Origin of the sequence: Microbacterium sp. IO18, from assembly GCF_049099505.1 — a bacterium.
GTDB classification, from domain to species: Bacteria; Actinomycetota; Actinomycetes; order Actinomycetales; family Microbacteriaceae; genus Microbacterium; species Microbacterium aurugineum.
On record NZ_JBMJAF010000003.1, the window covers coordinates 138306 to 165273 of the forward strand.

Genomic DNA, 26968 nt, shown 5'->3' on the forward strand with positions numbered 1-26968 from the left:
ATCACCGGCCCCGCAGTGCTCTCCTTCAGTTCTCGGATCACGAAAGGAGCATCATGTCGACCTCTGCATCGGACGCCTCCGCAGCGGACGTCTCCGCATCGGACGCCTCCGCGGGCGACGAGTACCAGGGTGCGACCGCGTCGCGACCTCTCGAGATCGTCTTCGCCGTCCTCGCCCTGGCGTTCACCGCCGGATATCTCTTCCTCTCGACGCAGATCCCGCTGCGCCGCGAGGCCGCTCCGGGTCAGATCGATGCCCGCTTCTGGCCGCTCGTCATCGGGGTCACCGGAGTCGTCGTCGCCATCGCGCTGCTCGCCATCGCGATCACCCGCCCCGCACCCGGTCGTGACGACCTCGAGCGCATCCAGCCCGGAGGCTACCTGCGCGTGATCGCCACGCTGGTGATCACGGGCGCCTTCATCGCGCTGTGGTCGCTGGGATCGGTCATCCTCTTCGGGTACCGCATCGAGGTCTTCCCGATCGCCGCAGCCCTGCTGATGGCCTCCCTCATGCTCCTCTACGGTCACCGCCGCTGGCTGAGCCTGATCATCTACTCCGCCTCCGTCACGGCGTTCGTCTACATCGTGTTCGGGCTGCTCCTGAGGATCCCCCTGTGAACGCGCTCCTGGAGGGGCTGAACTCGCTCCTCGACATCTCGATCCTGCTCTACATGCTCGTCGGGCTCATGCTCGGCTTCATGGTCGGCGCCTTCCCCGGCATCACCGCGACCATGGCCGTCGCCCTCGCCGCGGGATTCACCATGACCCTCGAGCCCGTGCAGGGCCTCGCCGTGCTGCTGACGATCTACGTCGCGGCGAACTTCGGCGATCGGGTGCCGTCCATCCTCATCAACACCCCGGGAACGCCCGCCTCCATCGCCACCACCCTCGACGGCTATCCGATGGCCAAGCAGGGCAGGGCAGGTCTCGCACTCACCATCTCCGCAATCGTCTCGGCCGTCGGGATCCTCGCCTCGCTGGTGCTGTTCGCGGTCGCGGCCGTCCCGATCGCCAGCTTCGCCCGCGATTACTTCAAGTCCCCCGAGCTGTTCGCCCTCGTGGTGTTCGGAATCTCGATCATGATCGGCATCTCGTCGAAGTCGATGCTCAAGGGCATCCTCGCCGGGCTCTTCGGCCTCATGCTCGGCACCGTCGGCACCTACGCCGCGACGGCCGATCAGCGCTTCACCTTCGGGGTGCTCGACCTCGTCGAGGGCGTGAACTTCATCGCCGTGATCATCGGACTCTTCGGCATCGCGGAACTCTTCGACCAGTTGCTCACGCATCGCGCGTCGCGCGTGCGCCCCATCTCCAGCCTCGGTCGCTGGCTGCCGAACAGGTCCGAGCTGAAGCAGAGCGGTCGTGCCACGGCGGTCGGCGGCGCGGTCGGACTCGGTGTCGGTCTCATCCCCGCCGCGGGCGGTGACATCGCCGGTCTCATCGGGTGGGAACGGGCGCGCAAGGTGTCGAAGCGTCCGGAGATGTTCGGCAAGGGATCGATCGAGGGCGTCGCCGCGTCCGACAGCGCTTCCAGCGCGACCTTGGGCGGCTCGCTCACCACGACGATGGCACTCGGCATCCCCGGCGACTCCGTGATGGCCGTGATGATCGGCTCCATGATCATCTGGGGCATCACACCCGGACCCACCCTCTTCACGAACCGCCCCGACCTGGTCGTCTCGATCGTCGGCATCATGCTGATCGCGACGATCCTGTCCCTCGCTCTGAGCCTGGTGAGGATGAAGGGCATGGTGAAGCTGCTCGATGTGCCGCAGCCGTACCTGTGGAGCGGCATCCTGATCTTCTGCATCATCGGCACCTACGCCACCTCCAACAGCCTCTCGACCGTGGTGACGATGCTCGTCTTCGGTGTGATCGGGGTGATGCTCAAGCGCATGCAGGTGCCGGCCGGCCCCGTGGTGCTCGGGCTCCTGCTCGGACCGCTCGCCGAAGAGAACCTCGCCCGCACGCTGGCCATCCTGCCCACGCGTCCGTTCTTCGAGGTCGTCAGCCCCATCGCGCTCGTGCTCCTCGCCCTGGCCGTGCTCTCGATCGTGATGCCGGCGATCCGTGCCGCTCGTCGCCCCCGTGCCGAGCGCGGCTCCCTCGCGGATTCGATTCTCCACGACGACAGCATCCAGCAGATCGAGAAGGCGCACGACGAGCTCGCCGCGCAGCCCGACCTGCTCACCTCCACCGTCCGCAACATCGACGCCCCGAAGCGTCGAGCCCGCACGTCCCGCAAGAACTCCGAGGAGACCGAGAAGTGACCCGCTACGACATCCTGACCGCCGTGCCCACCGCGTTCCACCGCGACGGCACCCTCGACATCGAGGGTTCGCGTGCGATCTTCCGATTCGTCGCCGACTCGGGGAACGAGGGGGCCTTCGTGCTCGGAACGACGGGGGAGTTCCCTGCTGTGGACGCCGGCGAGTTCGCGGCCATCGTGGAAGCCGCTCTGGCCGAGTTGAAGGAGCGGATGCGCGTGGTCGTGCATGTCGGTCGGCCCAGTACCTTCGAGGCCGTGCGCCTGACCCGCATCGCCCGTGAGCTGGGCGCCGTCGAGTTCGCCGCGCTCACGCCCTACTACCTGAAGGCGACGGACGACTCGATCTTCGAGTACTACCGTGCGGTGTCGGACGCCGTCGGCGACGGGCGCTTGTACGTGTACATCTACCCGGCGCGGAGTGGAAACCCGGTGTCGCCGGAGCTCCTCGTGCGGCTCGCGGAGCTGCCCAACGTCGTGGGAGCCAAGATCAGCGAGCTCTCACTCGACGACATCGCCGCCTACCGCGCCGTCGTGCCCGCCGACTTCGAGCTCTACACCGGCGCCGACCGCGACCTGATCGCCGCCGTCGAGGTGGGCGCCCAGGGTGTCGTCTCCGGGGTGTCATCCGTGACGCCGAAACCGTTCCGCGCGCTCGCCGACGCCGGGCGGTCGGGGGATGCGGCAGCCATCACCGCTGCGCAGGCCGCGGTCGACGAAGTGGTCGCCCTCATCGGCGGCGACATGGCCCGCATGAAGGAGGCCTACCGCGTGCTCGACGTGGTCGACACGCACTGCCGTATGGCGATCGCCGAGCCGAGTGCCGCCGAGCGCACCGCCGTCGCCGAGGTGGTGGCCGCGCACCGGTGAGACGGCTGCCGGTGAGGCGGCTGCCGGTGAGACGCGGGCCGGTGTCCGGCGGGCGCCTCGCGCTCCTCAGAGGGGCTCGACGGAGAACCGGAACGCCGCTCCCTGACGGAACGGCTCGATGATCTCGAAGTTCTCGTAGGCGGGACCGCCAGGGATCGGCGAGGCGCTCGCCCAGTAGGACCACCGCGCGTTCACCACTGCCTCGAGCTCAGGGTGGGGGTCGTCGACCCGCCACGTCTGCACCGCGCGTCGGCCGAGGAAGCGCCAGTGCTCCGCGGTGTCGGCGGAGTGATCGACCGACCAGGGATCCTCCTCGTCACCCGTCGCGCTCACGACCGCCGCTTTCCCCTCGCGCGTGAGTTCGGCGAGGGGGAAGCGTCCGTGCCGGGTGAATCCGGTGCCGGAGAAGTTCGGCCACAGCTCTGCGGGTGTCACGGCACGGTCGGCGAGCTGAAGTCGCCGCAATCGCGCCCAGTTCCCCATCGTCGCCGTGAGGATCAGGTGGGAGAGGGCGACGGACCTCTCAGTGGCGAAGCCCGCCACCTCCACTTCGTGTGGGCGGTCCGCGAAGAAGCGCACCCGGACGCTCACGTCCGCTCCGTTGTCGAATCGCTCGACCCCGATCCACACGGTGAGCGTCTCGATGCCGTCGACCGTGGCGATCTGCCCGCGTGCCGGGGGCCGGGGCGAGGGGATCCTTGCACTCGCGGCGTCATCCGCTGACCAGAAGCGCTTCCCTCGCTCGCCGGTGTCGAGAGTGCTCTGCTCCAGCTCCGAGAAACCGCGCTCGGCTGCGCCCAGGGGGATCGGCTCGACGGCGAAGAAGTTGATCAGCCGCTCGCGGGGGTGGTCGAGGTACGGGGTGAAGATCCGGATCAGGCCTCGGGGACCGGGGAGCGGCGGGATGCCGATCTGGAGACCTTCGACGTGTCCCCAGCGGGGCTCCGACACCGGGTCGCTGGAGGGGCGCAGCCACCGGTCGAAAGAGGAGTCTGACATGCCGAAGACCCTAGTGTGTTGAAATCGATTTCGCTAGATTCGAGGTCATTCGTCATCGATCGAGGAGGATCATGCCCCGTGTCATCACCGCATCTCGCCCCGCTGCACTCGCGGCATCCGTCGTCGTTCTCCTCGGTCTCGCGGGGTGCGCCGGAGACGGACCCGTGAACGTCGACTCCGACCCGGACAAGCCTTTCGTCCTCGACGGCGTTTCTGATCTCACCGAGATCGCTCAGCTCACCGGCCCCGACGCGATGAACGACACCGCCGCGGTCTCCGTCGCCGGTACCGACCTCGGCTCGATGACGAATGTCGGTGACAAGACGTTCTTCTTCTTCGGTGACACCTTCGGCGAGCGTGACCCCGAGTCGATCGGCGGTCAGGGCGGCTTCTGGCGTTCCAACGTCGCCGCGTGGACCACGGACGACGACCCTTCGGACGGGATCGACTTCGACGGGTGGGTGGAGGACGACATCGGCCTCGCCGCCCCTCTCATCGAGGGCGACCATGATGCGAACGGGGCGGGTGGTGAGGTCACGAAGATCCCCACGTACGGCTTCGCGATCGGCGACACGATCTATGTCTCGTACATGTCGGTGCGGTTCTGGGGGGAACCGGGGGCGTGGGAATCGAACTATTCCGCCCTGATCGTCTCGCGGGATGACGGGCGCACCTGGTCTCCGGTCGAGGGGGTCGAGTGGCCGGGGGACTCGAACTTCGTGCAGTTCGCGACGGCCGAGGTGAGAGAGGGCGGCCAGGACTGGATCTACTTCTGGTCGATCCCCTCCGGGCGGTTCGGTGGGGTGCAGCTGATGAGGGTGCCCGCCGCCGAGGACGCGGTCGAGGAGCAGGCGTCCTACTCGTACTTCGCCGGCCTCGATGGCGACAAGCCCCGATGGAGCGATGAGCTGAGCGATGCCGAGACGATCCTGGAGGGAACGATCGGCGAGCTCTCGGTGATGTGGTCCACCTATCTGGAGCGCTGGATCATGACCTACTCGGATGCCGGCAGCGCCTATATCCGCGAAGGCCTCACGCCGTGGGGTCCGTGGGGCGAGGCGATCGAGCTCGTGCCCCGCGCCGAGTATCCGGGGCTCTACTCGCCGTATCTGAACCCGCGATACGTCACCGAGGACGGTCGGCGGATCTACTTCACGCTATCGCTGTGGGACCCGTACAACGTCTTCTGGTTCTCCGCCGACCTGGAGCGCTCGCGCTGATCGAGGCGCGAATCGAGCCTTGCGCATGAAATCGATTTCGCCTACTCTGGCGCTACCCGGTCACTGAGGATCCACGGGCACGGCCGGTGCTCGTCGGCGGCAGCCGAACACACAGCAGCGACTCGATGAGGAGTCCGTTCCTGAGGAGGAACCCATGAGAATCACCACTCGTACGCGCAGGGTCACGCTCGCCGCTCTCGGCGCGCTCACCGTGGGCGCCATGCTCGCCGCCTGCGGCTCCGGCACACCCGGCGAGTCGGCAGGCGGCGACGGCGGCGCAGACGGCGTCACCACCGTCCAGTTCTGGCATCGCACGTTCACCCCCGTGGAGAACGAGTGGTACGCCGACATCGTCAAGAAATTCAACGCCTCGCAGGACGAGATCAAGGTCGTCGACACCGAAGTGCCCGCCGACGCCTGGGATCAGAAGATGAAGGCCGCGCAGGCCGCCGGCAAGGCGCCCGACATCTACACCAGCTCCGCCAACCTCTACGACCTGGTGAACGCCGGTTCCGTGCACGAGCTGGACTCGATCGTCCCCCAGGAGGCGCTGGACGAGATCCTCGACAACGCCACCTCCATCTCCGAGATCGACGGCACCCACTATGCCTACCCGCTGCTGCTCGAGCCGCAGACCGTGCTGTTCTGGAACACCGACCTCCTCGACGCCGCGGGCGTCGACTCGTCGAAGGCTCCGGAGACCTGGGAGGACCTGCTGGCGGCCTGCGCCAAGATCCAGCCGACGCTGTCCGACGGGCAATACTGCATCTCCCCGGCCCAGGATGCCGTGACCATGGCCTGGTCCACCGTGGGGCAGCAGTACAACTTCGCGGGTCACCTCGCACTCACGGACGACTGGACCGCCCCTGCCATCGACAACGACGGCTACCGCTCCCTGATGGAGCAGTACAAAGAGCTCTGGGACAAGGGGTACATGCCCAAGCAGCCGCTGGCCGCCTACGTCGCAGGCGAGGACTTCGGCCAGCAGAAGGTCGCGTTCAAGGTCTCCGGATCGTGGATGATGTCCGAGATCGGGTCGGACTACCCCGACCTGCTCACCAAGACCGGGGTGGGTGCCTTCCCGAGCTCCCCGGACGCGGACGGGCGCACCGCCACGACGATGGGGAACTTCACCTGGGTCGTCGACGCCAAGAGCAAGGCCCCGGAGGCTGCCGGCGAGTTCCTCTCGTGGGCCATCGCCGGCGACCCGGAGAACCTCGTTCCGTTCTTCGTGAACACGCAGTTCACCAAGGTCCCCGTGCGGCAGTCGGTGCAGGATGCGGTCGCCGCGAGCGAAGAAGCCGCGAACGCACCGTGGTCGAGCATCATCGTCGACGACATCGCCCCGGATGCCATCCCCGGATCCACCTACCCCTGGGACGTCAACCTCGCTGTCGGAACCGCGATGGAATCGGTGATGAAGGGCTCCGCCTCGATGGATGACGCGATCAAGACCGCGAACGCGGCGATCCAGACCGTCATCGATCGCGACGGACTGCCCGACAAGGCGCCGAAGAACTGACACCGCTCACCGTCCGGGGTCGGGTTCCGGCCCCGGACGGTCACGCATCCGAAGACACGACGAGGTGGGTATGGCCAGTCAGGCTGTGGAAGAGCGTAGGGCGATCCGGCAGCGGCAGAATCGCTATCGCTATCGAGACAACAAGACCGCGTATTGGTTCCTGCTGCCCCTCGTGGCGCTGCTCGGGATCTTCGTCATCTGGCCCGCGATCTATGCCGGATACCTGTCCTTCCAGGACTGGAGCTTCTACAAGGATCCGGAGTTCGTCGGCGTCCGCAACTACACCAACGTGCTGAAGGACCCGCTGTTCCTGGCGACGATCGGGCGAGGATTCGCCTTCGTGCTGCTCACCGTGCCGATCATGCTCGTCCTCGCCTTCCTGTTCGCGAGTCTCGTGGTCAGCGTCTCACGTCGCGCCGCCAGCCTGCTCAAGGTGAGCATCTACATCCCGACGATCATCTCCGCCGTGATCGCATCGATCATCTTCGTGCTCATCTACAACTACTCCGGTGGTCTCCTCAATGCCTTCCTCGGCGTCTTCGGAATCGAACCGATCGCCTGGATCGGGGATCCGAAGTGGGCGCTGCTGGCGATCGCGGTTCCCGCCATCTGGCTCGGCATGGGGCTGACCTCGCTGATCATGGTCGCCGCGATGGTCGACATCCCGGCGGAGTACTACGAAGCTGCCGCGATGGAGGGGGCGAACTGGGGACAGAGGACGGCGTACATCACGATCCCGCAGATGAAGAACGTGGTTCTCTACCTGCTCATCACCGGATTCGTGGCCGCGATCCAGCAATTCGAACTCCCCCTCGTGATGACCCAGGGCGGGCCCCTGGACTCGACGACCCTGCCCAACCTCTTCATCTTCAATCACTTCCGCAACGACGTGAACGTCGGCTACTCGATCGCTGCGGCCCTGTTGCTCTTCGTCGTGCTGGGAACGATCTCCGCTCTCGTGTTCAAGTTCGTCAATTCCGAGAGGCTGGTGGATTGAGATGGCCGTCATGCAGGAGACCACCCGCATCGTCCTCGCAGGCAAGGAGCCGCGCGCGTCGCGGAGGGCTCCGCGCACCCCCGGCGGCTGGCTCGTCGTCCTCGGGAAGGTGATCCTCGGCGCCCTCTTCGTCGGAGCTTCGCTCTTCCCGCTCGCCTGGATGGTGATCGCCGGCTTCAAGTCCAAGACCGAGGTCGTCGAGACGCCGTTCCAGTTCTTCCCCGAGGTGTGGCTGTGGGAGAACTACACGCAGATCCTGGCCGACCCCACGTTCCTGAGGACGCTCGCGTGGACGTTCTTCGGCGCCGTGCTGTTCACGGTCGGGAGTCTCGCGGTCAATTCCCTCGCCGCTTACGCCTTTGCCCGATTGGACTTCCGCTTCAAGGGCGCGATCTGGACCATCGTGATCACGACGATGTTCATCCCCGGGATGACGATCCTGCTCACGAGCTTCATCGTCGTGACCCGTCTCTCGATGCTCGACACCCTGGCAGTGCTGGTCATCCCGGGACTCGCGAGCGCGGGCATGGTGTTCTTCATCCGCCAGTTCTATCTGAACATCCCGAAGAGTCTCGAAGAGGCGGCGATGCTGGACGGCTGCGGTCGCTTCGGCATCTTCGTGCGGATCTTCCTGCCGCTGTCGAAGCCGCCCTTCGTCGTGATGGGCATCACCGCGTTCCTCGCCTACTGGAACTCCTATGTCTGGCCGATCCTGACGATCACGTCGCCCGACAAGTTCGTGCTTCAGCAGTATCTGGCGACGTTCCGGTCCGAGCGCAGCACCGAGCTCGGCTTGTTGATGGCCGGATCCGTGCTCGCCGCCGCCCCGGTGATCATCCTGTTCCTGATCTTCCAGCGACAGATCATCGGCAACATCAAGATGGCAGGTCTCAAGTAGCCACACGCGCGGTACTGAAAGGAGAGGTCGATGGAGACCGAGAACACGCAGGGACCACGGATCAGCCGCAGGGGAGTCCTGCAGGGAGCGGTGGCGGCGGGAGCGGCGTTCTTCGCCGCGACCGCCCTGCCGAGTCCGGCCGCAGCCGCCGGGCTGACCGTCACGCGGGTCAAGGTGCTCGCCGGCACTCAGAGCCCCGTGCAGTACGGGATCGGGGCGACCGACCTCGGCATCCCCGCTCCCACTCCGGACGGGCGGATGCTGTTCATGTTCGGCGACACCTGGGCGGACGGAGTCGGTGGCACGAACTGGCGCTCGCCCGTCGCGCTGTACTCCTCGACGACGAACCTCGCCGCCGGCGTCACCTTCGACGGATGCGCGGGAGCCGGCGCGAACACGCAAGGCACCGCTCCGCAGCTCTGGTACTACCCCCACGACGCCTACTTCACGACGGTCATCCCCTCGGACGTGATCACGATCGGCTCGCGGATGTATCTGCACGCCATCGTGAACGGCCCGCATTTCGGCGCCGTGCGCTGGACCGAACTGTGGAAGTCCGACGACAACGGCGCGACCTGGCAGCACACCGGCCTGCAGTTCCCGGCCGACATGGCCGGCGGCAGGTTCCAGTGCATCACCTGGGGTGAGGGCAACGACGGCTACGTGTACATCTACGGCACGGGGTTCCAGCGCGACAAGGGCATCGTGCTCTACCGGGTGCCGTCGAACGACATGACGACGCTGTCTGCCTATCAGCCCTGGGGGTTCGCGAACGGTTCCTGGGGGTGGGGCAAACCCGTCACCGAGGTGCTGTCTGGACAGTTCGGTGAGATGTGTCTGCGCCCCCTGGGCGGCAAGTGGATACTCACCTGGTTCAACTCGGGGGCGTATCGGATCGACGCCATGGTGCTGAACACCCCGACCGACAACCTCTACACCGCCACGAAGACCACCCTGCTGCACGGGACCGAATGGAACACGGAGGACGCCTCGCACGTCGCGCAGCTCTACGGTGGCTACATCATCCCCGGATCGACGCTGTCGGACCTGCACCTGAGCGTCAGCCAGTGGAACACGGGGGACAACAGCGTCTACCACTCCGAGCAGTTCCGCGTGCAGGGCCTGGTCTGACGCTCCTTCCCGCCACCGGAGCCCCCTCCGCCGCTGCCTCGATGGGCCTCCTGGTCCTCCGGGTCGTCGTCGGCGCGATCTTCGCCGCACACGGCGCGCAGAAGATCTTCGAGTTCACGATTCCGGGAACCATCGGCAGCTTCGCCGACATGGGGGTGCCGTTGGCGGAGATCGCAGCCCCCGTCGTGGCGTTCCTCGAGCTCGTCGGCGGCATCCTGCTGATCCTCGGGTTCCTCACCCGTCCGGTCGGGATCCTGCTGACGATCGACATGGCCGTGGCCCTGGCCCTGGTGCATCTGCCTGCGGGGCTGTGGGTCGCTGAGGGCGGCTACGAGTTCGTCGCCGTGCTCGGGGTCGCCGCGCTGGCGCTCACCCTCACCGGCGCGGGCAGATACTCGATCGACGGAGCCGCCCTGCGCGGACGCGCCCCCGCCTGGCTCGCCTGAGCTTCAGTCGCGCGGATCACGCGGAGGCGTCGCGCCGATGTCCGGCACCGGTGCCGTTCCTAGGTGGACCTCCAGATCGTCGGCCGTCGGTGTCTTCGGACGCCGCGCGGTCGGGCGGTCGAGGTAGAACAGGGCGGTCGACGCGATGTCGTCGCGCAGAGGAAGGTACCGCCATCCGCTGCGCCATCCGAGCGCCTGGATGTCGACTTTCGGGATGCCCGTCGCGAAGTGGATCGGATCGAGCAGGTGCCACCGGTACATACCGAACCGCTGCTGCGACACGTAGAGACCGTCGGGGCGGATGACCTGCGGCATCCCGAGGTACGGGGTCGAGAACTCGGTGTAGCCCTGACCCGGGATGTCGAAGTTCCACGCGCCGCCGAAGTAGTCCTCGGTGCCGGTGCCGCAGATCGTCGGGTAGTCGGTGTCGTCATCGAGGTAGAACTTGATCTCGCCCTCGCCCCACCATCCGTTGGAGTTCACTCCCCACGCGATGTAGGTGCCGACATACTGGCCCTGGCCCTCGATGCCTTCCAGGATCACATGCGGTGTGAGGTCCTCGAGCGGGTTCGACCGTCGCCACTGGGCGTGGAAGTAGGCATCGTTCGAATGGTCGCCGCCGATTTCGTACGTCACCTGGTAGTACACGCGCACATCGACGGCGGACGTGTTCTCGACGGTCAGTCGCGCGCCGTCTCGGAAGGGCATCGGCCAGTACGAGTTGAACCCGCCGTGCGGATTCGCAGCGATCGTCTGCGAGTTCACCTGAGCGAACACGCCCCAGCCGTTGCAGAAGAAGTCGCCGTAGGGCACCTCGACCGCGGGTTCGTCCGAACCGTCCCAATAGGCCCGAAGAAGCAGGGTGCGCCAGTTGTCGGTGTGGGTCGTGATCCAGATGTGCGTGATCTTGCCCGGGCCGGCGATGTTCGCGAGCTCCAGGGTCTCCCCAGCCTTGATGTCCATGCTCGGGGAGATCTTCCAACCGGGGCCGAGGTCGCGGGCGCAGGAGGCACCCGTTCCCTCGGTCGCCCGGCCGCCGCCCCCAGCGGAACCGTCGAAGTTCTCCGGCGAGATCGAACGGGTCTGGATCCGTCGCAACGCCGCGAGAGAGGCCAGATCAGAAGGTGCAGAAGTCATGGGCGTCAATGTAATCGATTTCATGAAGGAACACCAGAGAACGATGCGTCCGCGATACTGTTGCTTCACGTCCGGCGGGGCCGGACAGGCTGTGAGGGTGAATGACCACGATCTACGACGTCGCTGAACTCGCCGGGGTCTCTCCTGCGACGGTTTCGCGTGTGTTCAACGGAACGAGTGTGTCCGAAGAGAAGGTGGCGGCCGTTCGGGACGCCGCGGAGAAGCTGAAGTTCACCCCGAACCGCACCGCCCGCACGCTGCGTCGCCAGAGCTCTGAGGTCATCGCGCTCGTGATTCCCGACATCGAGAATCCCTACTTCACCGAGATGGCGCGCGGCGTCGAGGATGTCGCCTCCGAGGCCGGTTACTCGGTCGTGCTCTGCAACTCCGACGCGCAGGTCGAGAAGGAGGCGACGTACCTGCGGATCGCGATCGCCGAGCACATGTCCGGTGTCATCATCGCGACGGCCGACGAGCAGTCTGATCTCGACAGCATCCTCGCGACCGGGCGTCCGGTGGTCGCCGTCGACCGCAGCACGACCTATGACATCGACGGCGTCGTGATGGCGAACCGTGCGGCTGGCACGTCGGCGACACGGGATCTGATCGACGCCGGGTACCGGCGCATCGCGTACATCGGCGGACCGGAGCACATCGACACCGCAGCGGAACGTGCAGCCGGCTGGCGTGCCGCACTCGCAGCTGCGCGCCCCGAGCTCGACCTCGATGAACTGGCACGCTTCGCGACATTCCGCGTCGACGGCGGGCGCGCCGCCATGGAAGAGCTGCTCGCGCTTCCCGAACCGCCCGATGCGGTCGTCGCGGGCAACAACCTCATCGGGGTCGGCGCGATCCAGGTGCTCACCGAGCACGGTCTCACCCCTCCTGAGGTCGGCGTCGCGGTCATCGGCTCGCTGCCGTTCACGACGCTGTCACCCACGGCGGTCACGGTGGTGCGACTGCCCGCGCGGCACATGGGAGTGACCGCAGCACGGATGCTGCTCGAGCGCATCAAGGGTGATCGCCAGCCCGCTCGCACGGTGGTGCTGCGCAACGAGATCCAGCCCGCCAGCCCGCGCGGCTGAGTGGGATCAGCGAGACCCCCAGAAGCGCGTCGCGAGATTCGCGACCTCCTTGTCGAGGTCTTCGAGGCGACCGTCGATCGCGCCGAGCCGCGAGTCCAACTTCGAATCCATCGCGTCGAATCGCGCCTCGAACTTCGCGTCCACGCCCGAGAGTCTCGCGTCCAAGGTCTCGAATCGCGCGTCCATCGTCGCGAATCGCGCGTCCATGCTCTCGAAACGGGCGTCGAACTTCGCGTCCAAGGCTTCGAAACGCGCGTCGGACTTCGCGTCCATGCTCGAGAACTTCGCGTCCATGCTCGAGAACTTCGCGTCCAGTTCGCTGCGGACGGAGGTGATCATCCGGTCGTTCTGCCGGATCACCATCGTGAGCGATCCCAGCATGAAGGCGGCGAAGACGCCGATCAGTGTCCAGATCTGGGGCTCGTTCAAATGCACATCTCCATCCTGCGAGTGAAAGCCCAGATTGTCACGGTATTCCGGTGCCGCATCGACGCGAACCCACGCTCTGTGGAGACCGCACTCCATGCGCGAAATGTGCAGGAACGACGTGGCTCCTTGCGGCATGAAATCGATTTCGCGTACAGTGGCCACAGGCTTCATATCCGAGCTCAGGATTCGAGGAGGACTCCATGCGCTGCACCCTCGGCGTCGACATCGGCACGTCCAGCAGCAAGGGTGTGCTCGTGGGCGTCGACGGCGAGATCATCGCGACGGCGACGCGCGCGCACGACGTCAGCCGCCCCCGCACCGGCTGGGTGGAGATGGACGGCGACGTGTGGTGGGAGGAGTTCATCGCGATCACCCGCGAACTGCTCAGCGGAGCACCGGACGCGGAGGTCGTCGGGGTGGGGGTCAGTGGCATGGGGCCGTGCGTCCTCCTCGCCGACGATGACGACCTGCCGGTGCGTCCCGCCATCCTCTACGGCGTGGACACCCGCTCCGCCGCACAGATCGACCGCATGACGACCGAGCTCGGTGCCGACGCGATCACGCGCGTCGGTGGATCCGTCCTGACCTCGCAGGCGGGTGGGCCCAAACTCCTGTGGGTGTCCGACGAGGAGCCGGCGGCGTGGGCCCGGGCGCGGCGCTTGTTCATGCCGGCTTCCTGGCTCGCCAGGAAGCTCACCGGCGCATACGTCCTCGACCACCAGTCCGCGAGCCAGTTCTCACCGCTCTACGACATCGAGCATGAGGACTGGTACGACCCGTGGTGGAACACGTATGCGGGCGGCATCGAGAAGCCGACGCTGCGGTGGGCGGGGGAGGTCGCCGGCGAGGTGACGGCGCCCGCCGCAGCCCTCACCGGTCTCCCGGCGGGTACGCCCGTCATCACCGGAACGATCGATGCGTGGACGGAGGCGGTCAGCGTCGGTGCGCACGAGCTCGGCGATCTGATGCTCATGTACGGCACGACGATGTTCCTCGTCGCGACGGGGGAAGACACCTTGCGCACGCCGTCGATGTGGACCACGGCGGGCGCCTTCGCGGGCACCCGCAACCTGGCCGGCGGCCTCTCCACCTCCGGAGCGCTGACCGCCTGGCTGAAGGGGCTGACCGGCGCGGACTACCCCCGACTGCTCGCTGAGGCGGAGGAATCCGGTCCGGGCGCGGGAGGGCTCCTCCTGCTGCCGTACTTCGCGGGGGAGCGCACACCGATCCAGGACCCGGACGCCCGCGGCGTGATAGCCGGGCTGACCCTGGAGCACACGCGCGGTGACCTCTACCGGGCGGCGCTCGAGGCCACGGCGCTGGGGGTGCGGCACAACGTCGAGACCATGCGTGCGGCGGGAGCGGACATCCGGCGGATCGTCGCGGTCGGCGGCGGCACCCAGGGACGGCTCTGGCTGCAGGTGGTGTCCGACGTCACGGGCCTCGTGCAAGAGGTGCCGCAGACCACGATCGGTGCGAGCTACGGGGCGGCGTTCCTCGCGGCGGGCGCGACCGCCGCGCCGGGTCGGGCACCGGTCATCACGGACTGGAATCCGATCGTCCACTCCGTCAGGCCGGACGACACACGGCGCGCTCTCTACGATGACCTGTTCGACAAGTACCTGCGACTGTACGAGGGCTCGAAAGATGTGGTGCATGAGCTCGCCGCCGTGCAGCGGGGGGAATCCGCATGACCCGCGAACGACGCGCCCCGGGCATCCCGCACACGTCGCAGGCGACGGCCTTCCCGCTCGGCGGCATCGGAACGGGCAACGTCTCGATCGGCGCGCGCGGGGAACTGCGCGACTGGGAGTTCGAGAACCTTCCCGACAAGGGACGCCGCAATCCGTACTCCTTCTTCGCGATCCATGCCGCCCCGGAAGGAGGCGCGGCGGTCACCCGAGTCCTCGAGGCGAGGCTCAGCGGGCGACACGATGCCGACGCCGGATACGCGTTCGACCAGCTCGCCGGTCTTCCGCGCCTCGACGCGGCGACCCTGCACGGTGAGTACCCGGTGGTCGACGTCGACTTCACCGACCGGACGCTCCCGGTGGATGTGTCGTTGCACGCGTTCACACCGCTCGTGCCGCTCGACGCCGACGCCTCGGGCATCCCTGCTGCGGTCTTGCGGTACCACGTGACGAACCCCGGTTCCGTCCCTGTCGCGGTCACCGTGGTGGGCAGCGTCTCCCACACGGCGGGACGAGGAGCCCCCGGACCGGACGCCCCGTGGGGCATGCGTGCGACGCAGACGGTGCGATGGCGGGACGACGGCGACGTGCGCGGACTCGACTTCGGGATCGACCTGCCGGAGGACGACCCCGGCTACGGCACGCTGAGCCTCACCACCACGGACCGCTCCACGACGGTCAAGCCGCAGTGGGTCACGAGCTACTGGCCGGACGGAGCGCGTCTCTTCTGGAACGACCTGACCGATGACGGGCTGCTCGCGGCGGAGCCTCGGCTGACCCTGGAGGATCGCCCTCGCGGGCTGTTCGCCGAGCTCGATGCCGACGCGGAGGCCGCGCCCCTCACCGAGGAGGAGATGCTCGCCAAGCTCCCTCGGGTGCGTACCGGCTCACTCGGCGTCGTGCACACCGTGGCGCCCGGCGAGAGCCGCGACTTCGAGTTCGTGCTGTCGTGGAGCTTCCCGAACCGCCGCCGCGGGTGGAACGGGCACATCGTCTTCGCCGACCCGAACCTCGACGAGGTAGTGCGGAACCGCTACGCCGTCCTCTGGCCCGATGCGTGGGCGGCCGCCGCCCATCTGCACACGAACCTCGGCGAGCTGGAGAACACGACGGAGGCGTTCGTCGAAGCGCTGTACGGAGGGAGCCTCGATCCGGTCCTGGCCGACGCGGTCGGTGCGAACATCGCCGCTGTGCGATCCACGACCGGGTTCGTGGTCGAGTCGCCGAACGCGGAGCTGGGGGAGGGGCCGGTCTTCGCGGCGTGGGAAGGATCCTTCGACCACGGTGGCTCCTGCGAGGGCACATGCACGCACGTCTGGTCGTACGCGCAGACGCTCGCGTGGCTGTTCCCCTCTCTCGAGCGGAGCGCCCGTCGCGTGGAGTACCTGCTCGAGACCGATGCGGCCGGCGCGCAGAAGTTCCGCGGCAATCGCGTCTTCGGCGGACCCTCCTGGTTCATGGGGCCTGCCGTCGACGGGCAGCTGGCCACGCTCCTGCGCCTGCATCGTGAGTGGCGGTTCAGCGGTGATGACGACTTCCTCCGCGAGCTCTGGCCGGTCGCCGCCCGCACTCTCGACTATGCGATCCGCGAATGGGACCGCGACGGGGACGGACTGCTCGACGGGGAGCTGCACAACACCTACGACATCGAGTTCCACGGTGCCGAGCCGCTCGCCAACGGCGTCTACCTCGCGGCCCTCCGCGCCGGGGCTCGGATGGCCGTCCACCTCGGCGAGCGCGAGCGCGCGGAAGGGTGGTCCGCGCGGGCCGACCACGTCGCTGCGGCGATGGACGAGACCCTGTGGAACGGGGAGTACTACCGCCAGGTCATCGACGACGTCGACGCGCACCGCTACCAGTATGGTGACGGCATCCTCACGGACCAGCTCCTCGGTCAGTTCCACGCCTTCGTGAACGGACTCGGCTACATCCTCCCCGCCGACCGGGTCGGGTCCGCACTCGCCGCGATCGTCGCGCACAACCATCGGGACGACCTGACGGCCCACGAGAGCACGCAGCGGGTGTATGCCCTGAACGACGAAGGAGGACTGCTGCTGGCGTCGTGGCCGCGCGGCGGTCGACCGTCTATTCCGTTCGTCTACTCCGACGAGGTCTGGACGGGCATCGAGCATCAGGTCGCCGCCTCGCTCCTCTACACCGGTCGGATCGAGGACGCGCTCTGCATCGAGCGTTCCCTGCGTGCCCGATACGACGGGACCCACCGCAATCCGTGGAACGAGATCGAATGCGGCAACCATTACGCCCGGTCGCTCGCGTCCTGGGCCCTGCTCCTCGCGGCGAGCGGAGTGCAGTGGGATGCCCCGACGCGTGTGCTGTCGTTCGCCCCGGCGGTCCCGGGGCCGTTCCGCAGCCTGTTCACGACGGGTACCGGCTGGGGCCGCGTCGAGATCGACGACCACGCTCTGACCGTCCATGTCGACGGCGGTGTCCTCGACGTCGGCGAACTGCAGCTGTCCGGCGAGACCATCGGCCGCGATATCCGACTCCGAGCGGGCGCGTCGCACCGCTCCCCGCTCACCCCGACCCCAACACCGGAGGAATCATGACCACCTACACCCTGCCGGCCCCGGCATCGCGTCCGGCTGCTGCCCCGAAGACGGCCTACCTCATCACCTCGGGCGATCTGCGAGAGTCGGCGAACGTCGCGGGCTGGCCCACCCAGGTCGAGCTCGAGGCCGGGGTCACCGGTGTGCTCGACGACCTCGGATGGCAGGTGATCCGTCCCTTCGGCGTCGATCCCGCCACCGGTCACGGGTTCATCTCCAGTCAGCGCATGGGGCTCGAGGTCTTCCGGAGCATCCCGGTCGACGCGCCTCTGATCGTCGCGATCGCCAACTGGCAGTACTCCCACCATGTGCTCGCCGGTCTGCGCACCCACGAGGGCCCGATCCTCACGGTCGCGAACTTCGCCGGCGACTGGCCCGGCCTCGTCGGCCTCCTCGGCTTGAACGCGGGCCTCACCAAGATGGGCAAGCCCTACGCCACGACCTGGTCGGTCGACTTCACCGACGAGTGGTTCCGCAACGGCATCCGGGAGTGGACCGAGACGGGCTCCATCGCGCACGACGCCTCGCACGTGCGTCCCCTGCCGGAGCTGCCGGACAGCCCCGAGAAGCAGCTGGGCGAGGCGCTCGCCGCGGAGCTGCTCGCCGAGAAGGCCATCATCGGTGTGTTCGACGAGGGCTGCATGGGCATGTACAACGCGATCTTCGACGACGAGCTGCTCAACAAGACGGGCATCTACAAGGAGCGGCTGTCGCAGTCGGCGCTCTACGCCGAGATGCTCACCGTCACCGAAGACGAGGCGGACGCCGCGTACGACTGGCTGATCGATGCGGGCATGACGTTCCGCTTCGGGCCGGATGCCGCCACCGAGCTCACGCGCGAGCAGGTGCAGTGGCAGTTGAAGATGTACATCGCCGCGCTTCGTATCGCGGACGACTTCGGCCTCGACGCCGTCGGGATCCAATACCAGCAGGGTCTGAAGGACCTGGTGCCGGCGTCCGACCTGGCCGAGGGCATCCTGAACTCGACCGAGCGCCCGCCGGTGAGGTCGCGCGACGGTGCCCGGGTGCTGCACGAGGGACGCGCCTTCCCGCACTTCAACGAAGCGGATGAGGGCGTGGCGGTCGACGCGCTGGTGACCGACCGCGTGTGGCGTGCGATGGGACTCGTGCCGGACAACACGCTGCACGACGTGCGGTGGGGTGAGGACTACGACGGGGAGTTCGTGTGGGTCTACGAGATCTCCGGCTCCGTCCCCGCCTCGCACCTGGGCGGGTGGCAGAACGCGGAGGGATGGCGTCAGGGCCACGTGTTCTTCCCGGCGGGCGGTGCGACGATCAACGGGGTCTCCCAGCCGGGGGAGATCGTGCTGTCGCGGGTGTTCATCGCCGACGGCGTCCTGCAGGCCGACATCTTCCGTGCCTCGGTCGTCGAGCTCCCGGCCGACGAGACGCAGCGCCGGAAGGATGCCACGAACCCGGAGTGGCCGATCGCGCACGTGGTGCTGCACGGCGTCTCACGGGATCAGTTCATGGCCCGCCACAAGGCCAACCACGCGCAGCTCGTCTACGCACCGGATGCCGAGACGGCCGACCGGGCACTCATCGCGAAAGCCTCGATGTTCGCGGGGATGGGCATCCAGGTGAATCTGGTGGGCGACGTCACCCTCTGAGAGATCACGGGAAGCCTGAAGGGGTCACTGCGAGCGCCAGAACCGCACGGCGAGGTTCGTGAGCTCCTTGTCGAGGTCGTCGACCTTCGCCTCGATGCGGTCGAGGCGGTCGACGACCGCGTCGATGCGCGCGGAGAGCGTGCCGTGGATGCGATCGGTCTCGGCGCGGATGATGCGACTGAGCTGCGTGGTCATGAGCGTCATCCCGCCGAGCATGACGGCGGCGAACACTCCGATCAGCGTCCATACCTGCGGGTCGTTCAAGCGCATGCCTCCAGTGTCGTTCCGGACGGTCACGATGTCACGGTATTCCGGTTCCGGCGCGTGGAGAACCCAGCGCACGTGCACAACCCACGGATCGCTGACCGGGTGCAGGAACAGACAGGTGTCGTCCTTCGTCCGATCTGTACCGGTCTCTACTTAAGCGATATAGTCGGCGGCAGGTCGCGCTGATGCGGCCTGATCTCGATTTCGATGAAGAGGGAGACGATCTGCCATGAGTCGGCCACATTCCAGGAAGCTTCACCGTCTACGACAGGGATTCACTGTCGCTGCGAGTGCGGTGATCGCGATGTCCTTCGTCGCGACCGCCTCACCCGCGACCGCCGCCGAGGGGGCGGAGGCGGATCCCCAGCTCGCCGTCTATGTCGAGGTGAACTCGAACGATTTAGCCAACGTCGCCGATTACACGCTCGCGGATTCCGGGCGCGCCGCCGTCGACCTCGCGATGATCTTCGCCGCCAACATCAACTACGACGGAGAGAAGGCGTATCTGCACCTGAATGATCGGGTCACCGAGACGCTCCAGGACGCAGAGAACCAGATCCGTCCGCTGCAGGCACAGGGCACGAAGGTGCTGCTCTCCGTGCTCGGCAACCACCAGGGTGCGGGTTTCGCGAACTTCACCTCGTTCGCCGCGGCGGACGCCTTCGCCGCAGAGCTGGCCGATGCGGTGACGACCTACGGCCTCGATGGGATCGACTTCGACGACGAGTGGACGAACTACGGCGCGAATGGCACCCCGCAGCCCAACGCGCAGTCGTTCGGCTGGCTGGCGACCGCGCTGCGCGAGCGCCTGGGATCGGACAAGATCATCAGCCTCTATGCGATCGGCCCGTCGTACACCACCACCGACTTCGATGCGTTCGACGTCGACGGTGTGATCGACCACGCCTGGAATCCCTATTACCCGACGTACGACGCCCCCACGGTGCCCGGGCTCGAAGATCGCACCCGCCTCGGTGCCGCTGCGATCGACCTGGCGAACACGAGCGCCGCGACCGCCGCGGACTTCGCCCGACGCACGGTCGCCGACGGATACGGGGTCTACGTGGCGTACAACCTGACCGCGACGGATCAGTCGGCGTACCTCTCGGGGATCACGCAGGAGCTCAAGGGGGAGCGGACCGAGTATCGCGCCGCTCCGCGGGATCGCACGGCTCCGACCGTGACCGTGAAGCCGGGGGAGTCGTTCACGACGGGATCTCCCGACGCGTACTCGAAGGTCAGCTTCAAGCTGTACGACGCCGGCAAGGTCGACAGGCTGTCGGTCAACGGTGTGCCGAAGGATCTGACCGATAACGCCTGGAGCGACCTGAACTTCGTGAAGCCGGGTGTCTTCGGTGCGGTGGCTGGAACCAACGTGCTCGAGGTGTTCGACGCGTCGGGAAACCGCACCGAGGTGCCCTTCACCCTCACCGGGTGATCACACGAGGTCGAAGAGCTCGATCTGACGGATCGTGACCTCGGACTCCGCACGCACGCGGAGCGCCGGGGTCACGGTCCGCTCGACCAGGGTGAACGGCGTCGTGCGGTCGGCCCGCAGTTCTTCCCGATGCGTCGGCGCCAGGGTGCGCCAGTGCCCATCCGGGCCGAGGGCCTCCCAGTGCAGGGCGGCCGAGGAGGCGGAGGCGGTCGTCGTCACCGTGACGTCGCTGATCCCGCGAGCCTCGGGGAACCGCCACCCCACCCAGTCGCCCGGGCGCAGGACGACGCCCGGACGACCCGAGGGGGCCCCGTCGTCGAACACCCGCTCGGGGTGGGCGACGAGAGCCGAGGCGATCACCTCGCCCTCGGTCGCGGTCAGATCGGCGCACCACGGGACCGCAGGGAGGACGGGAGAGCGCCCGGACTTCTCGAGTGCGGACGCCGGGTCGTCCCCGAACGTGAGGTCGAGGACGGCATCCTCCACGAGCGCATCGATCGGGAGGTCGGCGGAGACGAGGGGCACGTCGTCGAGAGATGCCTCCTGCAGGATGTGGGCCCCGGCGGACCGTCGCCGGGAGCGGATCCGGAGGGAGGAGCCGTCCCCCCGATCCACCCGGATGTCGTCGAAGAGCGGCGATCCGATCCGCAGGTGGCCCGATGCGAGCTCCAGGGGGTACAGCCCGAGTGCGCCCCACAGCCACCAGGCGCTCATCTCTCCGTTGTCCTCGTCGCCCGGGAAGCCCTGACCGATGTGGGCCCCGGCGAACAGCCGCCCCGCGAACTCATGGACGAGCGGAGCGGACTGCCACGGGCGGTCGCTGAACGCGTACATGAACGGGATGTGGTGTGCCGGCTGGTTGGAGAGCGCGCACATCCCGGAGCGCAGGGCCCTGGCCTCCCGTTGCTCATGGATCACGGTGCCGTATGCGCCGGCGAACCGTTCGTCCGCGGTCTCGGGTTCGCGGAACAGAGCATCGAGGTGACGGCCGAGTCCGACAGGTCCGCCGTGGAGGGCGGCGAGCCCGGCTCCGTCGTGCACCGCCCCCACCGACATCCCCCAGGCATTCGTCTCGACGTTGTCCCCGCCCCAGGCCCGCGGGTCGAACTCCGGAGCGAACGCGCCGCGCGAATCCCGCCCGCGGAAGAACCCGGTGCCGTCGTCGAAGAGCTGCCGATACGACCGGGAGCGGTTGGCGAAGTAGCGTGCGAAGCAACGGTAGCGAGCGGCTTCCTCGGCCGGTCCGGCGCCGGCGGCGAGCTGCAGGGCGAACCGGCCGAGGGCGGCATCGCTGAGTGCGTTCTCGATGCTCCAGCTCATGCCCTCGGGCGTCTCCGTCGAGATGTAGCCGGTGAATCGGCCGCGTTCGATGCCCTTGCGTCCCCGTCGCGCATCCGGACCCGGCTCGCACGCGTTGCGCCATCCGCTGTCGAACGCGGTCTCGCGGTCGAAGCTCACACCCCAGCGCGCGGCATCGGCGAAGATCTGGTCGCTGGACGTGCCGACCATGCTGTCCACGTAACCGGGCGCGCTCCACCGCGCCATCCATCCTCCGCGTCGATACTGTTCGAGCTGGCCGTCGAGCAGCCTGCCGGTCGATGCGGGATCGAGCAGGGCGAGCGCCGGCCACTCGGTGCGGTAGGTGTCCCAGTAGCCGTTGTTCACGACGAGTTCTCCGTCGGCGACCGTGTCGACGGAGTCGGAGAAGACATCCGCGAATCGCCAGCGCGGCTCCGCCGCGGTCCCGAGGTTCTCCCCGGCGCTGTTGGGGTACAGGTGCATCCGATGCAGTGCTGCGGCGATCCGGGCGCGGTGCTCCTCATCGGCGAGACCGCGGTAGGGGATCTCCTCCGCCGGCAGCGGGGGGATCGACACCCGGCCCAGCAGGCGATTCCAGATTGCGGCGCCCTCGGCGCGCAACTCCTCGAAGGGACGGGTCGGGGGCGCCTCGGTCTCCAGGGCGTGCCGGGCCTGGGCGACGGAGAGGAAGGAGATCCCGATCCGTAGTTCGAGCGATCCGCGTCCGCCCACATACCCGGCGACCCGACCGCGTCCGTCGTCATCGAGCGGGCCGCGCTCGATCACGCCGTCGTCCGTGCGGCGCAGGGCGGCGCCGGCGAAGAAGCACCGGGGCGCGTTGCCCCAGTGCGCCGAGCCCTCCGGGATCCATCCCTCGAACCCGTCTGCGCCGGTCCAGGCGAGCTGGCCTTCACCGGTGAGCTGATCGATGACGAAGCCGATCGGGGCGTCGGGGTCCGCGCACCGCACCCGGAAGGCGGCAGCGTGCATCGTCGCGGTCATCTCGACGGTCAGACCATCGCCGAGGTCCGCCGCGTACTCGTGCGGACGCGCGCGTTCGGACCCCGGGACGATCCAGCGCCGGCGTCGCTCGCGGCTCGACACAGGATCTGCCAGATAGGGCATCAGCTGCAGCACCGAGCGATCACCGATCCAGGGACTCGGCTGGTGGGAGAACTGGAGGGCTTCGAGTCGGCGTCCCTGCGCGTCGTCGTGCACGAAGGGCCGGTACGGCCACCGGGAGTCGGCTGCGTCGGTGGCCGGCGTGACGAAGGTGAACCCGTGCGGGAGAGCCACGGCGGGGATGGTGTTGCCCCGCGAGAAGCGCGGTCCCGCATGCGTGCCGCGTCGGGTGTCGACGCGGTCGACGGGGGTGGGGGTGCGGGTGGGATCGCCCGGTGCGATCCGCTCCTCGACCCGGACCTGCACGAAGCCGGTGACGCCTCCGGTATCCGCCTCGTCGGACAGCGCGTCGGCGCCGAGCACGAGTTCGACCGTGCCGCGTCCTCCGGTGCGGGGAGCGAGTGAGACGGTGTCCGCATTCCACTGCTCCGGCATGCTCCAGCGCGCGGCGAACTGGGCATCGGCGGTGATCGGGAAGTCGTAGCGGTCGCGGACCGCGGAGTCGTCGCTCAGCCGTGATCCGTCGTCGAAGCGCACGTCGGCCGACACCGCGAGGGCGGCGTGCGGCGCCAGGGTCGCTGCCGGCCCGTCGGCGTAGAAGGCCCAGTGCAGCACCGTGTGGGGTGTGATCTCGATGTCGGCGAGACCCGGGGCATCGATCCGCTGCACCCCGCCGGTCGGGTCGAAGGCGAAGGCGAACACCGCACCCGGGAGCACTCCCGAGCGCGGGCGGGAGGACGGGGGATCGGCCGGCCCGTCCGCCGGGAGGAGCTGCACGGCGTTCACCCCTTGATCGCGCCCTCCTGCACGCCCTTGAAGAAGAACCGCTGCGTGAAGGAGAACATGACCACGATCGGCACGAGGGCGATCATGGTGCCGGCCGCGATGAGGCGCGGATCCACGGAGAAGCTGCTGTTGAGGTAGGCCATGCCCACCGTCAGTGTGTACTTCGAGGGATCGGACAGGACGATGAGCGGCCACAGGTAGTCGTCCCAGGCGCCGATGAAGGCGAAGATCGCGACCACGGAGACCATGCCGCGGATGTTCGGCCAGACGATGTGGCGGATGCGCTGCCACGTGGTGGCCCCGTCGACCGTCGCGGCGTCCAGCACGTCCTTCGGGATCATGCGGCACGCGGTGGCGATCAGGAGCACGTTCATCGCGCTGATCGCTCCGGGGAGGAAGACGCCCCAGAGGGTGTCCGCGAGTCCCAGTGCGCGGATGGTGAGGAAGTTGCTGGTCACCGTCACCTCGCCGGGGAAGAGCAGAGTGGACAGGAGGATCCCCATCACGATCCACTTGCCCCGGAATCGCATGCATCCCAGGGCGTATCCGGCGAACGTCGACAGCACGACGTTGCTCACGACGGTCCCGACCGAGACGAGCAGCGAGTGCCAGGCGTAGAGGTAGACCGGGACGATGTCGGCGACCTTGCTGTAGTTCTGCAGCGTGGGTTCGCGGGGGATGAGCTCGGGCGGGAAGGAGTAGATGTTCTCCTGCGGGCCCTTGAAAGAGGTGGACAGCTGCCAGATGAACGGTCCGATCACGAGGAACAGGACGAACAGCAGCAGCGCATAGCGCCCGATCAGTCCGCCGAGGCTCGGTGTGCTGAAGTCTCCGGAGCCGCGACGGCGGAAGATGCGCTCGCGCGTGGGCGGCACAGGGCCGTCGGGGGACCGGGTGTCGTCGGCCGGGCGCTGCGGGGTGAGGGTGCTCATGCGGAGACCTTCGCCTTCTTCTCGCGGTTCATGACGGCGATCGCGGCGAGGGGAACGAGGGTGAGCAGGAACAGCGCCACGCTGATCGCGGAGGCGTAGCCGATGTTCCCGTTCAGGCCGGACCCCACCTGGCGGATGAGCATCACGAGCGACATGTCGTACCCGCCGGGACCTCCGGTGCTCTTGGACAGCACGTCGAGTTCGGCGAAGACCCGCATCGCGGACACGGCGATGAGCACCGCGATGAGGAGCATGGCCCCTCGCACCGACGGGATCGTGACCGAGAGGAAGCGGCGGAAGGCCCCGGCCCCGTCGAGCATCGCGGCCTCGTGCAGCTCCTTGCCGACGTTCCCGAGCGCGGCGAGGTACACGACCATGTAGTAGCCCAAGCCCTTCCAGACCGTGAGCAGGATCGCGCAGCCCAGCAGCAGCCAGCGATCGACGAGGAAGGCCATCGGCTTGTCGATCAGACCGAGGAACTCCAGCGTCTGGTTGATGATGCCGCGGCTGTCGAAGAGCCAGGTCCAGATGAGGGCGACCACGACCACCGAGGCGATCACGGGGAAATAGAACGTGGTGCGGAAGAACGAGATGCCCGGGAGCTTCTTCTGCACCAGCAGGGCGAGGAGGAGGGGGAGGATCGTGAGCAGGGGCACGCACACGACCACGTAGATGAGGCACGTGGTCAGCGCATTCCAGAACATCTCGTCGCCGAACATGCGCTCGTAGTTCGCTCCCCCCACGAACTCCGGCGTCCGCAGCGGCCGGGCGTCGGTGAAGCTGAGGAAGACCGTGTTGAGGAACGGCCAGAGCGCGAACACCAGCACCCAGGCGACGGCGGGGCCCAGCAGCAGCCACGGAGTGAACCATCGGTGGGATCTCATCGACGATCCGCGGTCGCGGATGCCGGTGTTCGCGCGCATGGCTTACTGGTCCACGCGGTTGGCGTTGGCGTACTCGACGATCTTGTCGAGCTGGGCCTTCGCGTCCGCTTCACCGTTGACGGCGAGGGCGATCTGCTGGGTCATGTAGGTCGCCATGTCGGAGGTCCACTGGAACGGCAGGGCCTTCGCATCCTTCATCGCGCCGAACACGGTGTCGATCGCCGCGAGCTGCTTCTCGTCGGTGACGGAGGACGCGATGTTCTCGACGACCTCATCCCCGCCGTTCGCGGTGCCGGGAGCCGTGCCGACGGCGAGCGACGAGAAGGCCACCTGGTTCTCCTGGTTCGTCGCGAACTCGGCGAACGCGAGTGCGGCCTCCTTGTTGTCGGAGTCGGCCGAGACGTTGAGACCCTGCACGTAGAGGGGTGCGACCCCGAGGCGAGGGGTCGCCACCGTGTTCTCGAGCAGTGCGGGGGCATCCTTCTGCAGGTCGGTCGTGAAGCCGGTGCCGCCCGTCGTGAAGGCCACCTTCTCCTGGATGTAAGCCTCGGCGTTTCCGCCGTAGTCGCCGGTCAGGGCCTCGGCGGGCATGGCTCCGGCTGCGTAGGCGTCGGCGTACTTCTGGATGATCGCGGCGGCTTCGTCGGTGTTGAAGCCGAACTCGCCGTCGGCGTTGATGACCTCCATGCCCGCCGCCGTGAAGGTGTCGAGCGCGGGGATGGAGGACAGGAGCTGGACCTTGCCGCCGGATTCCGTGGCCACCTCCTCGGCGAGGGTGAGGAGCTCGTCGACCGTGGTCGGGAGGTTGTCCTCCGTGACGCCGTACGGGGCGAGCTGTGCGAGGTTCCACCACGAGGCGTCGCTGGAGAGGTACCAGGGCAGGCCGTAGGTGCCGTCGATGCCCGGGTACGCGCTGTACGCCTCCCACGCGCCGGCGTTGTAGGCGGACTCCAGCTCGGGATCGGCGGTCTGGAGGTCGACGAGCTTGCCCGCAGCGACCAGGGGATACGCGATGTCCGGCGGCAGGTTCAGCACGTCCGGGAGCGTGTCGGCGTTCGCCTGGCTCAGGATCTTCTCCTGGTAGCCGTCTCCCGGCTGGTCGAGCCACTCGACGGTGACGTCCGGGTGCTCCTTCTCGAACGCATCGATCAGATCCTCGAAGTACGGGGTGAACTTCTCGTTCTTGAGCGACCACGTCTGGAACTGGATCGTGCCGCTCAGGTCGCCAGACGTGTCGATGGGGCCCGAGGCGCCGGATGCCCCTCCGCCTCCCGTGCAACTGGTCAGCGCCAGAACGCCGATGCTGAAGGCTGCCAGAGCGACAATGCGTGTGGGAGATTTCATCGTGCTTC

22 protein-coding genes are annotated in these 26968 nt (G+C 67.7%); 14 read left to right on the top strand and 8 right to left on the bottom strand.

The window, feature by feature from the left end; all coding sequences use genetic code 11:
* The first annotated feature begins 53 nt into the window (after window positions 1–53).
* From ACLF6J_RS17100 to ACLF6J_RS17110, 3 genes are read left to right on the top strand one after another with little or no spacing between them, the layout of a single operon-like run.
* Entirely contained in the window at window positions 54–617 is a 564-nt protein-coding gene (locus ACLF6J_RS17100; RefSeq protein ID WP_134352438.1) for a tripartite tricarboxylate transporter TctB family protein, read from the top strand.
* Window positions 614–2269, top strand: a complete 1656-nt coding sequence (locus ACLF6J_RS17105) for a tripartite tricarboxylate transporter permease (protein ID WP_131493610.1) — start codon at window positions 614–616, stop codon at window positions 2267–2269. Before ACLF6J_RS17100 ends, ACLF6J_RS17105 begins: the two co-directional genes overlap by 4 nt.
* On the top strand, window positions 2266–3135 hold the full coding sequence (locus tag ACLF6J_RS17110) for a dihydrodipicolinate synthase family protein (RefSeq protein WP_131493608.1): 870 nt from the start codon (window positions 2266–2268) through the stop codon (window positions 3133–3135). Before ACLF6J_RS17105 ends, ACLF6J_RS17110 begins: the two co-directional genes overlap by 4 nt.
* 66 nt (window positions 3136–3201) lie before the next feature.
* On the opposite strand, the gene ACLF6J_RS17115 is transcribed toward ACLF6J_RS17110, so the two are convergent.
* Window positions 3202–4134, bottom strand: a complete 933-nt coding sequence (locus tag ACLF6J_RS17115) for a hypothetical protein (protein WP_244093532.1) — start codon at window positions 4132–4134, stop codon at window positions 3202–3204.
* A 71-nt stretch (window positions 4135–4205) separates the two neighbouring features.
* Here ACLF6J_RS17115 and ACLF6J_RS17120 point away from each other — a divergent pair, with 71 nt between their 5' ends.
* From ACLF6J_RS17120 to ACLF6J_RS17145, 6 genes are all read left to right on the top strand, one after another.
* The gene (locus ACLF6J_RS17120; RefSeq protein ID WP_134352437.1) at window positions 4206–5354 is read left to right on the top strand and encodes a DUF4185 domain-containing protein; all 1149 of its coding nucleotides are present in this window, start codon (window positions 4206–4208) and stop codon (window positions 5352–5354) included.
* Between the two features lie 154 nt (window positions 5355–5508).
* On the top strand, window positions 5509–6876 hold the full coding sequence (locus tag ACLF6J_RS17125) for an ABC transporter substrate-binding protein (protein WP_134352436.1): 1368 nt from the start codon (window positions 5509–5511) through the stop codon (window positions 6874–6876).
* A 70-nt stretch (window positions 6877–6946) separates the two neighbouring features.
* The gene (locus tag ACLF6J_RS17130; RefSeq protein ID WP_134352435.1) at window positions 6947–7873 is read left to right on the top strand and encodes a carbohydrate ABC transporter permease; all 927 of its coding nucleotides are present in this window, start codon (window positions 6947–6949) and stop codon (window positions 7871–7873) included.
* 1 nt (window position 7874) lies between these two features.
* On the top strand, window positions 7875–8771 hold the full coding sequence (locus ACLF6J_RS17135; RefSeq protein ID WP_134352434.1) for a carbohydrate ABC transporter permease: 897 nt from the start codon (window positions 7875–7877) through the stop codon (window positions 8769–8771).
* Window positions 8772–8801: 30 nt separating this feature from the next.
* Window positions 8802–9902, top strand: a complete 1101-nt coding sequence (locus ACLF6J_RS17140; protein WP_134352433.1) for a DUF4185 domain-containing protein — start codon at window positions 8802–8804, stop codon at window positions 9900–9902.
* A 41-nt stretch (window positions 9903–9943) separates the two neighbouring features.
* Window positions 9944–10348 (top strand): DoxX family protein, encoded by a 405-nt coding sequence (locus ACLF6J_RS17145; RefSeq protein WP_134352432.1) that lies wholly within the window; start codon window positions 9944–9946, stop codon window positions 10346–10348.
* A 3-nt stretch (window positions 10349–10351) separates the two neighbouring features.
* On the opposite strand, the gene ACLF6J_RS17150 is transcribed toward ACLF6J_RS17145, so the two are convergent.
* Window positions 10352–11485, bottom strand: a complete 1134-nt coding sequence (locus ACLF6J_RS17150; RefSeq protein ID WP_134352431.1) for a glycoside hydrolase family 172 protein — start codon at window positions 11483–11485, stop codon at window positions 10352–10354.
* A gap of 101 nt (window positions 11486–11586) precedes the next feature.
* Between ACLF6J_RS17150 and ACLF6J_RS17155 the strand changes: the two genes are divergently transcribed.
* The gene (locus ACLF6J_RS17155; RefSeq protein WP_047519780.1) at window positions 11587–12570 is read left to right on the top strand and encodes a LacI family DNA-binding transcriptional regulator; all 984 of its coding nucleotides are present in this window, start codon (window positions 11587–11589) and stop codon (window positions 12568–12570) included.
* 6 nt (window positions 12571–12576) lie between these two features.
* On the opposite strand, the gene ACLF6J_RS17160 is transcribed toward ACLF6J_RS17155, so the two are convergent.
* Complete coding sequence (locus tag ACLF6J_RS17160; protein WP_134352430.1) at window positions 12577–13005, bottom strand: hypothetical protein; 429 nt, start codon at window positions 13003–13005, stop codon at window positions 12577–12579.
* Between the two features lie 194 nt (window positions 13006–13199).
* Between ACLF6J_RS17160 and ACLF6J_RS17165 the strand changes: the two genes are divergently transcribed.
* Genes ACLF6J_RS17165 through ACLF6J_RS17175 form a run of 3 tightly spaced genes read left to right on the top strand, consistent with a single transcriptional unit; the run spans window position 13200 to window position 18888 of the window.
* Window positions 13200–14693 (top strand): FGGY-family carbohydrate kinase, encoded by a 1494-nt coding sequence (locus ACLF6J_RS17165; RefSeq protein WP_134352429.1) that lies wholly within the window; start codon window positions 13200–13202, stop codon window positions 14691–14693.
* On the top strand, window positions 14690–17257 hold the full coding sequence (locus ACLF6J_RS17170) for a GH116 family glycosyl-hydrolase (RefSeq protein ID WP_134352428.1): 2568 nt from the start codon (window positions 14690–14692) through the stop codon (window positions 17255–17257). The genes ACLF6J_RS17165 and ACLF6J_RS17170 overlap by 4 nt, the downstream gene beginning before the upstream one ends.
* Window positions 17254–18888 carry a fucose isomerase gene (locus ACLF6J_RS17175; protein ID WP_134352427.1) on the top strand — a complete coding sequence of 545 codons (1635 nt, stop codon included), beginning with the start codon at window positions 17254–17256 and terminating at the stop codon, window positions 18886–18888. Before ACLF6J_RS17170 ends, ACLF6J_RS17175 begins: the two co-directional genes overlap by 4 nt.
* A gap of 24 nt (window positions 18889–18912) precedes the next feature.
* On the opposite strand, the gene ACLF6J_RS17180 is transcribed toward ACLF6J_RS17175, so the two are convergent.
* On the bottom strand, window positions 18913–19158 hold the full coding sequence (locus tag ACLF6J_RS17180) for a hypothetical protein (RefSeq protein ID WP_047524493.1): 246 nt from the start codon (window positions 19156–19158) through the stop codon (window positions 18913–18915).
* Between the two features lie 301 nt (window positions 19159–19459).
* Between ACLF6J_RS17180 and ACLF6J_RS17185 the strand changes: the two genes are divergently transcribed.
* Window positions 19460–20593: an endo-beta-N-acetylglucosaminidase H gene (locus ACLF6J_RS17185; RefSeq protein WP_244093531.1), complete on the top strand. Its 1134-nt coding sequence runs from the start codon at window positions 19460–19462 to the stop codon at window positions 20591–20593.
* Here the strand turns inward: ACLF6J_RS17185 and ACLF6J_RS17190 are convergent, their stop codons facing one another.
* The 4 genes from ACLF6J_RS17190 to ACLF6J_RS17205 are packed head-to-tail and all read right to left on the bottom strand — an operon-like array spanning window position 20594 to window position 26960.
* Window positions 20594–23800, bottom strand: coding sequence for a GH92 family glycosyl hydrolase (locus ACLF6J_RS17190; protein ID WP_134352426.1), 3207 nt, complete (start codon window positions 23798–23800; stop codon window positions 20594–20596). It lies immediately after the preceding gene.
* Window positions 23797–24732, bottom strand: a complete 936-nt coding sequence (locus ACLF6J_RS17195; RefSeq protein WP_134352425.1) for a carbohydrate ABC transporter permease — start codon at window positions 24730–24732, stop codon at window positions 23797–23799. Before ACLF6J_RS17195 ends, ACLF6J_RS17190 begins: the two co-directional genes overlap by 4 nt.
* Window positions 24729–25655, bottom strand: a complete 927-nt coding sequence (locus ACLF6J_RS17200) for a carbohydrate ABC transporter permease (RefSeq protein ID WP_131493597.1) — start codon at window positions 25653–25655, stop codon at window positions 24729–24731. Before ACLF6J_RS17200 ends, ACLF6J_RS17195 begins: the two co-directional genes overlap by 4 nt.
* 3 nt (window positions 25656–25658) lie before the next feature.
* Window positions 25659–26960 carry an ABC transporter substrate-binding protein gene (locus tag ACLF6J_RS17205; protein WP_134352424.1) on the bottom strand — a complete coding sequence of 434 codons (1302 nt, stop codon included), beginning with the start codon at window positions 26958–26960 and terminating at the stop codon, window positions 25659–25661.
* Window positions 26961–26968 lie beyond the last annotated feature (8 nt).